The sequence below is a fragment of the Alistipes sp. UBA1686 genome (genome assembly GCF_002320215.1).
GTDB classification, from domain to species: Bacteria; Bacteroidota; Bacteroidia; order Bacteroidales; family Rikenellaceae; genus Alistipes; species Alistipes onderdonkii.
This window is the reverse complement of sequence record NZ_DCKA01000021.1, coordinates 157999-169569: the sequence shown is the minus strand read 5'-3', so window position 1 is coordinate 169569 and position 11571 is coordinate 157999. Positions and strand designations below refer to the sequence as shown.

Genomic DNA, 11571 nt, shown 5'->3' with positions numbered 1-11571 from the left:
ACCTTGTAATTATGGCTTTAGCAATCACAAAGGAGAATTTTCAGGAAGTACTTTCGTCAGAGCTGCCCGTCGTCATCGACTTCTGGGCCGAATGGTGCGGTCCCTGCCGCATGGTAGCCCCCATCGTGGACGAGCTCGCCACCGAGTATGAGGGCCGCGTTCTGATCGCCAAGTGCGACGTGGAGGAGAACGATGAGATCACGGCGAAATACGGCGTGCGCAACATCCCCACCATTATCTTCCTCAAGGGCGGGGAACTGGTGGACAAGCAGGTCGGCGCCGCATCGAAGGATGCGCTGGTCGCCAAGATCGAAAAGCTGCTCTAAGATGCTGCGCAGCATAGCGTGGCATGGAATGCGGGCCGTGGAGTTTTCGAAAGGGGACTACGCGGCCCTGCTGGTTCCGGACATGGGCGCCAACCTCGTGCGGCTGGCCGACACGCGGCGCGGTATCGAAATCCTGCGTGCACCCGCCGGGGATGAGGTCGAAGAGTTCCGGCGGCGCCCGCATGTGTTCGGACTGCCGATCCTCTTCCCGCCCAACCGCATTGCAGACGGGCAATACACGTTCGACGGGCGCACCTACCGCTTCCCGATCACCGACGCGAAAGGAGGCCACTATCACCACGGTATTCTCAAGAGCCAGCCTTTCGCCGTGTCGAAGGCGTGGGAAACCGCGGACGAGGTGCTGGTCGAATGCCGCTACTATTCGAATGCGGGGAACGATGCGATATTCCGCGATTTCCCGCACGAGTTCAAGTGCAAGATCGTATACCGCCTCACGGCCCGGGGGCTGGAACAGGAGGTGATGTTCGCCAACCGCAGCAAGGAGCCGATGCCCGTCGGCGTGGGGTTCCATACACCGATGCGGATTCCCTTCGCCGGAGGTGCGGCAGGCGATTACGTGATGCGTGCGGCGGTTGGAGAACGGGTTGAGCTGAGCGAACGTAACATCCCGACGGGCCGCAAGTTGCCGTTGTCGGAGAAGTTTGCCCGACTGCGCGGTGCGGGGTTGCAGGTAACGGACTGCGATCCGATCGAGGCGGCTTTCACAGTGCGCGAGATCGAGGTGGACGGCAAGCCGTTCCGCGGCGCGTTGGTCGAGAACCTGCGCACGGGTGTACGCACCTGCTACGAGGTCGACGGACAGACGACCTGCTGGACGATCTGGAACAACGGCGGCAAGGTGCCCTACTGTTGCCCCGAGCCGCAGTCGTGGACGACCAACGCCCCGAACATGCCCGACCCCGAAGCCGAAGGTTTCCGGTCGATCGCCACGGGCGGCACGTGGAGCATGAAATTCCGGTTGTACGCCAAATAGTTGTTGTTCCGGAATCCGGAACCGTGTCCGATGAAAACGGGCGCCGCAGGTCGGTATGAACCTTGCGGCGCCCGTTTTTCGGGGATTATCGGGGTGTCGGATGCCGGCATGGATGAATTCGGAGCCGATCCGGTTCATGGGGGCGGGACGCGGGCAGCCTCCGGCTCGACGGACGAGCGGACGGCCGCCGGGCATTGCCGCAGCACCCCGGCTGCGTTCTCCCGGATTGTTTTTAGCGGGGCAAGGTCTCAGAATCGTTCTTCGACGACCGTCTCCGACAGCGGCTTGCGCAGCAGCTCATGGCGGCCGGGGTCGGCCGGGATGCCGGCGCCGTAGCCCACGAGCAGGATATTCACCGGTTCGACATGCTCCGGCAGGTTGAATTCCGCGCGTACGGCTTCGGGTTTGAACATGCAGATCCACAGCGTGTCGAGCCCCAGCGACGCGGCGCAAAGCATCATGTGGTCGGTGACGATCGAAGCGTCGATGTCGCCGATCACCTTGCCGTCGTATTTCCGCTCCCAGGTCTGGCCGGTATCGGCGCATACGATGATGGCGCAGGGCGCCCCGAAATCGCGCGTGCAGCGTGCCAGGCGTGCCATGCCTTCTTCGGAACGCACGACGATGAGCCGCTGAGGCTGGCGGTTGGCGCCCGTGGGAGCCACGCGGCCGGCTTCGAGGATCGTGTCGAGTTTTGCCTGTTCGACCTTTTGGGCCGTATATTTACGGCAGGCATACCGTTTCTTGGCTAACGAGAGGAAATCCATAGTTGGTCGTGTGTTTGAATTCGCCATACAAATATAAGGCAAAACTCTCGCTGCGGCAACTTTTTTTCGGCATACCCTGTCATGCGCAACTGACAGTTTGGCAGGAATCGGGGGCTGGCACACGGTTTGTTGAAACAAGACAGAGACGAATCGAATCAAAATACAACGATAAACTATGAAAAACGGAAAAATCGGAGTAACGACGGAGAATATATTCCCCGTAATCAAAAAATTCCTTTATTCGGATCATGAGATTTTCCTGCGCGAGCTGATCTCCAATGCAGTCGACGCAACCCAAAAACTGAAGACCCTCTCGTCGATCGGCGAAATGAAGGGCGACTTGGGCGACCTGACGATCCGCGTTTCGGCGGACAAGGATGCCAAAACGCTGACCGTAACCGACCGCGGCATCGGCATGACGGCCGAAGAGGTCGACAAATACATCAACCAGATCGCTTTCTCGGGGGCCGAAGAGTTCATGGAGAAGTATAAGAACCAGGCGATCATCGGGCATTTCGGACTAGGGTTCTACTCGTCGTTCATGGTGGCCGACAAGGTGGAGATCATTACGAAATCCTGGAAGGAGGGTGCCAAGACCGTGCGCTGGAGCTGCACCGGGACGCCCGAATTCGAAATGGAGGAGACCGACGAGGCGCATGACCGCGGTACGACCATCGTCCTGCACCTGTCGGAGGATGCGCTCGAATATGCCGAGGATTCGAAGGTCGAAGGGCTGCTGCGCAAGTACTGCCGTTTCCTGCCGATCCCGATTGCGTTCGGCAAGGTCAAGGAGTGGAAGGACGGCAAGTACGTCGACACGGACAAGGACAACGTCATCAACAACGTCGACCCGCTGTGGACGCGCAAGCCGGCCGACATTACCGAGGAGCAATACAAGGAGTTCTACCACGAGCTCTACCCCATGAGCGACGAACCGCTGTTCTCGATCCACCTGAACATCGACTACCCGTTCCACCTGACGGGTATCCTCTATTTCCCGAAGATACACAACAACTTCGAGATACAGAAGAACAAGATACAGCTCTACTCGAACCAGGTCTACGTCACCGACCAGGTCGAAGGCATCGTGCCCGAATACCTGACGCTGCTGCACGGCGTGATCGACTCGCCGGACATTCCGCTGAACGTGTCGCGGAGCTACCTGCAGAGCGATGCCAACGTGAAGAAGATCTCGAATTACATCACCCGCAAGGTCGCAGACCGGCTGCAGGAGCTGTTCAACACGATGCGCCCGGATTACGAGTCGAAATGGGACGACCTGAAGATTTTCATCCAGTACGGCATCCTCACCGACGAGAAATTCGCCGAGAAGGCGCAGGATTTCATGCTCTGGAAGAATGTCGAGGGCAAGTATTTCACGCCCAAGGAGTACCTCGAAAAGGTAAAGGAGAACCAGACCGACAAGAACAAGACCGTCGTGCTGCTCTATGTGGACGACCCCGTGGAAAAACACACGTTCCTCGAAGCCGCCAGGGGCAAGGGCTACGACGTGCTGCTGATGGACGGTCAGCTGGACAACCACTACGTCAACTGGTACGAGTCGAAAAACAAGGAGACGCGTTTCGTGCGTGTGGACAGCGACGTGATCGACAAGCTCATCCAGAAGGAGGACAACATCAGGATGTCGCTCACCGAAGCGCAGCAGGAGTTGTTGCGCCCGGTCTTCGAAAGCCAGATGCCCAAGGACGACAAGATACACTACAACATTTCGTTCGAGGCGATGTCGCCCGACGAGGCGCCCGTGGTGATTACGCAGAACGAATTCATGCGCCGTATGAAGGAGATGGCCGCAGCGGGCGGCGGGGGCATGAGCCAGTTCTACGGGCAGATGCCCGACAACTTCACCATCGCGGTGAACGGCAACCACCCCATCGTCGCGGACATCCTCTCCGATGCCGAGAAGGCTTACGGCGACAAGCTGAAGTCCATCACCAAGAAGATCGACGCGGCCGTGGCCGAGGAAAACCGCTTCGAGGAGGTTACCAAGGGCAAGAAAGAGGAGGAGCTTACCCCCGAAGAGAAATCCATGCGTGAGGAGTTGTCGAAGAAGGTCGTCACGCTGCGCGATGAGCGCAACGAGCGGCTGCGCGAGATCGGCGGCGAAAACAGGCTCGTGAAGCAGATCATCGACCTGGCGTTGCTCACGAACGGCATGCTCAAGGGCAAGAGCCTGACGGATTTCATCCAGCGCTCGATTTCGCTGATCGAAAAGTAACGGGCAGGGGTTAATGAGGAGGGGCTGCGCCGCAGGGTGCAGCCCCCTTTTATTTGCCGGCGGGCCGTAAAATACTTGTGCGGAAATAGTTGCGCAAAGGAATAAAAGGTTATATTTGTCATAACCTAAAACCCCGAATTATGAGAAAACTGCTAACCTCCGGTGCGGTGGCGGTCGGGATGCTCCTTGCGTCATGCACCCCGGCGAACCGTGTCGTCGAGAACCCCCTGATCGGGGCTGCCAACACCATGACGCTCGACTTTCCGAAAATAGAACTGAGCGACACGGCGACCGTGCTGCATGTCGATGCCTATTTCCGGCCGCACAACTGGATCCGCATCGACGCGGGCACTTACTTGCTGGCCGACGGGCAGAAATACATGTTGCAGGGCAGCGAAGGTATCCTCCCCGATTCGCTCTTTTGGATGCCCGACTCGGGCGAAGCGTCGTTCGTGCTGAAATTCGGGCCGCTGCCGCGGGGAACCAAATCGTTCGATTTCATCGAATCGGACTGCGACGACTGCTTCAAACTCTACGGGGTCGACCTGACGGGTAAAAAGGAGTATCCGCGTTATCCCGAGGGGTTACCCCGCGCACTGCAGAAGGCCCCCGAAGACGGCCCCGTTCCCGAACCGATACTCGCGGTGGGGACGACCACCGTGAACGTCCGCCTGCTGGGGTACCGCAGGGGAATGGTGAAGGAGGTCGCCATGTATGTCAATTCGCTGCTGAACGGTCAGGAAGAGCATACGGCGGCCATCGACCCCGAAAGCGGCACGGCAACCCTGCGATTCGAACAGTACGGTACGGCCATGGCCTATGTTTCGTGCGGCCCGGTATTCGGGATGTGCTGGATTGCCCCCGGTGAAACGCTGGACATGTATATCGCTATGGAGGCAGGCGGCCGGGCCGTCGTGCAGCGCCGCGACAAGGAATGCGAGCCTGCGCCCGGGCGCAGGCTCTATACGACCGGGGCGTATGCGGATCTTAATGCGCTGGTGGATGCGAGCGGCGGCAGCAGTATCCGCATGAACCTCTATTCGGGCGATTTCGCGGATTACCGCATGAGTGCCGACGAGTATACGCAGATGGTCGTGTCGAAATACGAAAGCCTGGCGGACAGCATCGCGCGCAGCCCGGTGTCCGGGATGATGAAGGAATTGTCCCTGCTCACGTTGCAGCAGGAGGCGCTCGGGGCCATGTCCAACGGGCCCGGACTGTTGGAACACAATTACCGGAGCCGGCACGAGGATTGGGATTACGGCAAGAAGGCCGACTACGAATTCGCCGTTTTCGCACCGGAGCATTATGCGGTGCTGGCCGGGCTTTTCGACCTGAATAACCCGAAACTGCTGATGGGCATGTCCTCCTCGGACTATTGCTACTCCATCATTGCCCCGCATATCGGCTGGGCGAATATCGCACACGCTACCGAGGGCATCCTGGCCGACCTTCCCAAGGTATATCAGCTTCCGTCCAAGGCCGAAAACAACGCCCTTACGCAGGAAGACCTCGACCTGTTGCATTCGCTCAAGGAGCCGTTCTACGCCGAGGCCTGCGAGGCGATGCAGGCGCGTGTGCGCAAGGAGCTGGAGTCGGTGAAGGACGTCCGTATCGAAACGACGCCCGAGGTTGCCGTCGACAAGCTGTTCGATGCGATTGTAGCGCCCTACAAGGGCAAGGTGGTGTTCGTCGATTTCTGGAACACGTGGTGCGGCCCCTGCCGGGCTTCGATCAAAGCGAACGAGCCGCTCAAGAGCGGGGAACTGAAGAGCGACGACCTGGTGTGGATATACATCGCCAACGAGACCTCGCCGCTGGTCGCCTACAAGACCAGCATCGCCAAGATCGCGGGCAAGCATTACCGGCTCGACGACGCGCAGTGGAAATACCTTTGCGAGAAATTCCGGATCGACGGCATTCCGTCCTATGTGCTGGTCGACCGCGACGGCAGCTATGAGCTGCGTAACGACTTCCGCGACCACGACCTGATGAAAAAGACGCTCAAGGGGATGCTCGAATGACTTTGCGGGAGCCTGCCGGCCGTCGGGAACAGTTTTTCCTGCCACGAGTCGGCCCCGCTCCCCGGAAAGCCGGAATTCCGGATCCACGGTTCCGGATCGACGAAAATGCAGAAGGCCGTTCGCAGGAACGGCCTTCTGTATTTTCCGGGTGGCAGCCCGGTTTCACAGGCTCCGCCATCGGGCTGCGTCCGCTTCGGCGGGATGGAACCCGGCCCTTTGCAGGACGCGATGCGAGGCGCGGTATCCGGTTCGGTCTCGGCAGTGATGTGCCGGACACCGGGCTGTTGCTTCGCCCAGGCGCACAATGCCCGGACGGTTTCGGTCATGTAACCCTGTTTTTCAAAGGCTTTTCCAGTCCGTAGCCGATCTCTACCCTTCCGTCGGCATCCGCCGCCCCTTTGAAGCAGGCTGATCCCGCAACGGCACCGCCATCCCGTAAGATCAGGAACCAGAAGGTGTGGAAGAGGTGATTGCCGGGGTCGGCGGCGGCAAGTGCATGCTGCACGCTGCACGCGACGATCCGGCGGAAGTCGCCGCGCGGGCTTCCGGCTGTGCAGCGGCAATCCAACTCCTTTTCCAGTGCCGGAATGTCATGCAGCCAGAGCCCCAGCTGCCGGGGTGTCAGCGGAACGATCCGGAGCCTTTCCGTTGTGAGAAGCATCGGAGTGCCGCGGCGGCCTCTACTCTTCCGTCCATTTGTCGGCGACCAGTTTCAGGAACCAGTCGGGGACGCGGCACGGGCGGCGTGTGTCGCTGTGGATGAAGCCCAGTTGCGTCATGCCCGTGTTGAGCAGCTCGCCCTTCTCGTTGTAGATTTCGTAGAAAAAGTTGATGCGCGCCGTGGGCAGTTCGCGGAGCATGATGCGCACGGTGAGCAGCTCGTCGTAGTAGGCCGGGCGGTGGTATTTGGACTGCACCTCGAGGATGGGCATCATGATGCCCCGCTTCTCGACTTCGGCAAAGGACATGCCCAGATAGCGGAGCAGTTCGCTGCGCGCGGCTTCGTAGTAACAGATGTAGTTCGAATGGTGGCAGATGGCCATCTGGTCGGTGTGTTTGTACCACACGCGGATTTGGCAATCGTAACTCAGCATGGTGCTTAAAAGGTTAGGACGGCACGCCCGTCGGGGCAGCCGTCGCGGATTATCAGGTTTTGCGATGCGTCGACCGTCAGCCTTGCCGGCCGGCCGCCGATGCGGACTTGGTACGACCCTGCGGGCGGCAGGAGCTTGAGGGGGTCGTCGGTGCGGATGCGGCCGGCCGCCGCCGTCCCGATGACGAGGTAGGGATGCGACAACAGGCGGGCTGCACGGGCCATGTCGCCCTGTGCCACCAGGCGGCGGATGACGGTGGAGCTGACCTTTTCGGCGTCCACGTCGCATTCGCCGACTTCCACGACCTCCAGTCCGAAGCCGTGGCTGCCCAGATAGTCGTAACTGCCCTGCTTGTCGCGCCCGAAGCGGTGGTTGAAGCCCACGACCAGCGTTTCGGCGCCGATGCGCCCCACGAGGTAGTCGCGGATGAACGTGTCGGGCGCAAGGGCGCTGAATGCCTTGTCGAACGGGATGACGATCAGGTTGTCGATGCCCTGCTGTCCGAGCAGGTAAATCTTCTCTTCGAGCGAGGTCAGCAGCCGCAGGCCGTCGGCCCGGCCGAGCGTCACGCGGGGATGGGGTTCGAACGTGAGTACGACGCTCTCGCCGCCCTGTGCGCGGGCCCTCCCGGCAACGGTGCGCAACAGGGCCAGGTGTCCGCTGTGCACGCCGTCGTACGATCCGACGGTGACCGTCGGACGGACGAAATGCGGGAGTGCATCGAACCCGTAAAAAACCCGCATGTCCGCTTGCCCGGCAGCCGGCCGGTGTTCCGTAAGGTCGCCGTGTATGTCGAGGCTGCCTGTTTCTCCGCCCTCCGCTGCGTTTTTTCCTTCGAGTCGCATCATGCGTTGCTGCTGTTGCTTTCTTCGTTCTCCTTGACGAAATAGGCCACCTTTTCGAGCAGCGTGGTGATGTCGTAGTTCTCGACGACGATGCCCTGCGGGAAATTCAGCGGCGTGGAAGTGAAATTGAGCACGCCCTTGATGCCGGCGTTGATGATCGGCACCACGAGCCCCGGGGCGACCTTCGTCGGCGAAGAGACGATGACGATGCTGATGTCCTGGTTTTCGACCATGTCTTCGAAGGTGTCCATGTGGTAGCACGGGATGCCGTCGATGGTCTTGCCGACCTTCTCGGGATCGACGTCGAAGGCAGCCGTGATCTTCAGCTTGAGCCCCTTGCCGTTGAAATATTTGGTGATGGCCTGTCCCAGGTGTCCCATGCCCAGCACTGCGATGTTCATCTGCGAGGGGCTGTCGAGTATCTTGCTGATGTACTCGATGAGCACCTGTACGTCGTATCCCTTTTTCGTATCGCTCGAAAAGCCGATGAGCATCAGGTCGCGGCGCACCTGCACGGCCGTGATGCCATGGATGCCCGCCAATACGTGCGAGAAAATATGCGTAATGCCCTGCTTGTGGCTGGCCAGGAGCGTACGGCGGTATTCGCTCAGCCGCTCGATGGTTTTTTCGGGGATCGTATTGGTCAATGCTGCCATAGAGGTCGCTTTATTCGATGGTTATCGTAAAGTCGCTGTTGTAGTTCACCCGCGTCCAGTTGCGGTTGACGTGGTTGTCGCGCTGCTCGCCCTGGCCGAAGAGATAGGTGGTTTGCAGCGGCGTATAGCTGCGCCCTTCCAGGTCGTATTCGATGTCGTTGTACATCGCGGGGCAGAAGATCAGCGCGGCGTCGTAACCGCGGTAGGAGTAGAGCGAAGGCAATGCGCCGAAGGCGCGGATATAGGCACGGTCGAAATCGAGGATCGCCTGCGAGTCGCGCTTGGCGTGGTAGGTGGAGATGAACACCACGCGGTCTTTGAAGAATACCGTGCGGTCGAGGTTGCCGTAGCGGTTCCAGCGGGTGTTGCCCAGCACGACGAAGCGCGGAGCCGTGCGCCCGCGGCCCGTGATGCTCGTATCGGCCGAGGCGATGGCCGCGAGGATGCGCTCGACCTCGACCTCATCGTCGGTCATGACGACGAAAACATTGTCCTGGCCGTTATCCAGCAGCGGCGTCAGGTCGCCCGGATTGTTGGAGGAACGGTTCGACGGGTGCACATAAGTATAGGTATACTTCCGGTAGTCGGAATCGCCCAGCAGGGCGAGGATCTCGGATTCGAAGTCCTTGTCCGTGCTGTCGCTGTAAATCAGCGTCACCTGTTTGTCCCCGTTCACCAGGTCGGCGACCTTGTCCCATTTGTGCGACGGGTCGGGTGCCATTTGGAACAGGGCGTCGCTGTTCATCCCCGTGATGCTGGCCAGCGGCGATACGACGGGGACGTCGTGCTCCTCGGCATAGAGGATGACGGGATGGAGCCCCTCCTCGTATACGGGGCCGACGATCAGCCCGGTGCCGGCGAAGGCGTCGCTGTTGACGATTTCGCGGATCGCATCCACATTGCGGGCCGTGTTGTAAAGCGTGAGGTCTATCGAGTTGCCGTATTTCGTCCGCACGCTGTCCAGCCCCAGCAGGAAGCCCTGATAGAATTCGAGGTAGTTGCTGTTGGGCTCGTTGCCGACGGCCATCGGCAGCATCAGCGCCACCTTGAGCGGTGCGCTGCGGCGCAGGGCGCGGAATTCGACCTGCTTCGGCCTGCTGCTGGCAAAGATCCCCGGGAGTGAGTCCTGCACTTGCAGGCTGTCGGCCTGCGGGCCGTTTTCGGCGGCTGCGAGCTGTTCCGCAGAACCCGGCACCTTGATGATCGCCCCGGCTTTCAGGTCGGCGGGTTTCAGCCCCCCGTTGAGTGTCCCGAGCCGATCCTCGGTGATGCCGAAGCGGCGCGAAAGCGAATAGAAGGTTTCGCCCGGTTTCACGATGTGGTAGGCGAAACCCTCCTCGGCTACGCTGTTGAGCGAATTGCGGTAGGCCTCCCACTGCTCCCTCGTGCCGGCCTCGTCTTCGGAGCCGATCTCCTTCTTGCGGATCAGGATGCGCTCCCCGAGGCGCAGGTGCACCGGGTCGAGGTTGGGGTTGTCCTCGATGACGGTCTGGATCGGGATCTCGTATTTGCGCGAGATGCCGTAGAGCGTTTCGCCCTGCGTCACGGTATGGATGTCGAAGGTCTTGCGCAGCTTGCGCTCCGACTTGGGCTGGGGGACGTTCGATACGAAGGGGATCTTGATGCTCTCCCCTGCGCGCAACCCCTGCGCTGCCGCGGGGTTATGTTGCAGGATGACCTTCTCCCCCACCTCGTAGGCCTTCGAAAGCCCGTAGAGCGTTTCGCCGGGCTGCACCGTGTGGACGTAGAATTTCGAGCCGTTGATATACACGATCGTCCCGGATTTCTGCACCGCAAGGGCGCACAGGCTCCACAGGAGCAGCAGGGCTGTCGCACAGAATCGCTTCATCGTCATTTCGTTTTTTCGCGCATACGGATCTCCGTGATGACCTTCTTGGTGTAGAGCGGGAAGTCCCCGTTCATCATCCATGCGTAGTAGCTCGGCTCCGCGCGGAAGACCTCGGCGACGGGGCGCCCCTTGTACTTGCCGAACCCGAAGACCTCCTCGCCCTTTTCGTTGAAGAGGATGCGCCCGGCGTAGTCAGCCGCCTCGCCGCGGGTCGAGAACTCGGCCAGTTTGTCGATGTCGTTCTCCAGGTCGGGGTAGCGTTCCAGCTGCGCCATGAGCACTTCGTAGGTCGCCAGCGTATCGGCCTCGGCCGAATGGGCGTCCTCCAGATCCTTGTCGCAATAGAATTTATAGGCCGCGACCAGCGTGCGCTGTTCCTTCTTGTGGAAGATGTTCTGCACGTCGACGAAACGGCGGCGTTTGAAATCCACGTCGACGCCCGCCCGCAGGAACTCCTCGACCAGCACCGGCAGGTCGAAGCGGTTGGAGTTGAAGCCGCCGAAGTCGCAGCCGCGGATGAACTGTTCGAGCGATTTGGCGACCTGCGCGAAGGTCGGGCAATCCCTGACGTCTTCGTCCGTGATGCCGTGGATGGCCGTGGCTTCCGCCGGGATATGTATCCCGGGGTTGAGCTTGCGGGTCTTGACGATCTGCTCGCCGTCGGGCATCACTTTGACCATCGAGATCTCGACGATGCGGTCTTTGGCCGTGTCCACGCCGGTGGTTTCGAGGTCGAAGAAGACGATCGGGCGCTTGAGGTTTAACTTCATCTGCCGGGCG

General features: G+C 60.4%; 11 protein-coding genes. 4 read left to right on the top strand and 7 right to left on the bottom strand.

What is annotated here, in order from left to right:
• Window positions 1-11: 11 nt before the first annotated feature.
• Complete coding sequence (trxA, locus tag B3C38_RS10775; RefSeq protein WP_018695986.1) at window positions 12-326, top strand: thioredoxin; 315 nt, start codon at window positions 12-14, stop codon at window positions 324-326.
• 1 nt (window position 327) lies between these two features.
• Complete coding sequence (locus tag B3C38_RS10770; RefSeq protein WP_022331676.1) at window positions 328-1320, top strand: aldose 1-epimerase; 993 nt, start codon at window positions 328-330, stop codon at window positions 1318-1320.
• Window positions 1321-1568: 248 nt separating this feature from the next.
• Here the strand turns inward: B3C38_RS10770 and B3C38_RS10765 are convergent, their stop codons facing one another.
• A complete protein-coding gene (locus B3C38_RS10765) occupies window positions 1569-2087 on the bottom strand; it encodes a nitroreductase family protein (protein ID WP_286727065.1) in 519 nt (172 codons plus the stop codon).
• 175 nt (window positions 2088-2262) lie between these two features.
• Here B3C38_RS10765 and htpG point away from each other — a divergent pair, with 175 nt between their 5' ends.
• Window positions 2263-4323, top strand: a complete 2061-nt coding sequence (gene htpG / locus B3C38_RS10760) for a molecular chaperone HtpG (RefSeq protein ID WP_141405620.1) — start codon at window positions 2263-2265, stop codon at window positions 4321-4323.
• 140 nt (window positions 4324-4463) lie between these two features.
• Window positions 4464-6347 carry a thioredoxin-like domain-containing protein gene (locus tag B3C38_RS10755; protein ID WP_276655262.1) on the top strand — a complete coding sequence of 628 codons (1884 nt, stop codon included), beginning with the start codon at window positions 4464-4466 and terminating at the stop codon, window positions 6345-6347.
• Window positions 6348-6669: 322 nt separating this feature from the next.
• On the opposite strand, the gene B3C38_RS10750 is transcribed toward B3C38_RS10755, so the two are convergent.
• From B3C38_RS10750 to B3C38_RS10725, 6 genes are read right to left on the bottom strand one after another with little or no spacing between them, the layout of a single operon-like run.
• Window positions 6670-7008 (bottom strand): GNAT family N-acetyltransferase, encoded by a 339-nt coding sequence (locus B3C38_RS10750; protein ID WP_216600639.1) that lies wholly within the window; start codon window positions 7006-7008, stop codon window positions 6670-6672.
• Between the two features lie 19 nt (window positions 7009-7027).
• Window positions 7028-7441 (bottom strand): acyl-CoA thioesterase, encoded by a 414-nt coding sequence (locus B3C38_RS10745; RefSeq protein WP_022332075.1) that lies wholly within the window; start codon window positions 7439-7441, stop codon window positions 7028-7030.
• Window positions 7442-7446: 5 nt separating this feature from the next.
• Window positions 7447-8289 carry an FAD synthetase family protein gene (locus B3C38_RS10740; protein WP_286727063.1) on the bottom strand — a complete coding sequence of 281 codons (843 nt, stop codon included), beginning with the start codon at window positions 8287-8289 and terminating at the stop codon, window positions 7447-7449.
• A complete protein-coding gene (locus B3C38_RS10735; protein ID WP_286727062.1) occupies window positions 8286-8942 on the bottom strand; it encodes a redox-sensing transcriptional repressor Rex in 657 nt (218 codons plus the stop codon). Before B3C38_RS10735 ends, B3C38_RS10740 begins: the two co-directional genes overlap by 4 nt.
• A gap of 10 nt (window positions 8943-8952) precedes the next feature.
• Window positions 8953-10797 (bottom strand): PBP1 and LysM peptidoglycan-binding domain-containing protein, encoded by a 1845-nt coding sequence (locus B3C38_RS10730; RefSeq protein WP_414630910.1) that lies wholly within the window; start codon window positions 10795-10797, stop codon window positions 8953-8955.
• On the bottom strand, window positions 10794-11561 hold the full coding sequence (locus B3C38_RS10725) for a 3'-5' exonuclease (protein WP_141405618.1): 768 nt from the start codon (window positions 11559-11561) through the stop codon (window positions 10794-10796). Before B3C38_RS10725 ends, B3C38_RS10730 begins: the two co-directional genes overlap by 4 nt.
• Window positions 11562-11571: the final 10 nt, after the last annotated feature.

Coding starts and splice junctions, on each gene's coding strand:
- trxA (WP_018695986.1), top strand. CDS start 12: ATGGCTTTAGCAATCACAAAGGAGAATTTTCAGGAAGTACTTTCGTCA.
- B3C38_RS10770 (WP_022331676.1), top strand. CDS start 328: ATGCTGCGCAGCATAGCGTGGCATGGAATGCGGGCCGTGGAGTTTTCG.
- B3C38_RS10765 (WP_286727065.1), bottom strand. CDS start 2,087: ATGGATTTCCTCTCGTTAGCCAAGAAACGGTATGCCTGCCGTAAATAT.
- htpG (WP_141405620.1), top strand. CDS start 2,263: ATGAAAAACGGAAAAATCGGAGTAACGACGGAGAATATATTCCCCGTA.
- B3C38_RS10755 (WP_276655262.1), top strand. CDS start 4,464: ATGAGAAAACTGCTAACCTCCGGTGCGGTGGCGGTCGGGATGCTCCTT.
- B3C38_RS10750 (WP_216600639.1), bottom strand. CDS start 7,008: ATGCTTCTCACAACGGAAAGGCTCCGGATCGTTCCGCTGACACCCCGG.
- B3C38_RS10745 (WP_022332075.1), bottom strand. CDS start 7,441: ATGCTGAGTTACGATTGCCAAATCCGCGTGTGGTACAAACACACCGAC.
- B3C38_RS10740 (WP_286727063.1), bottom strand. CDS start 8,289: ATGATGCGACTCGAAGGAAAAAACGCAGCGGAGGGCGGAGAAACAGGC.
- B3C38_RS10735 (WP_286727062.1), bottom strand. CDS start 8,942: ATGGCAGCATTGACCAATACGATCCCCGAAAAAACCATCGAGCGGCTG.
- B3C38_RS10730 (WP_414630910.1), bottom strand. CDS start 10,797: ATGACGATGAAGCGATTCTGTGCGACAGCCCTGCTGCTCCTGTGGAGC.
- B3C38_RS10725 (WP_141405618.1), bottom strand. CDS start 11,561: ATGAAGTTAAACCTCAAGCGCCCGATCGTCTTCTTCGACCTCGAAACC.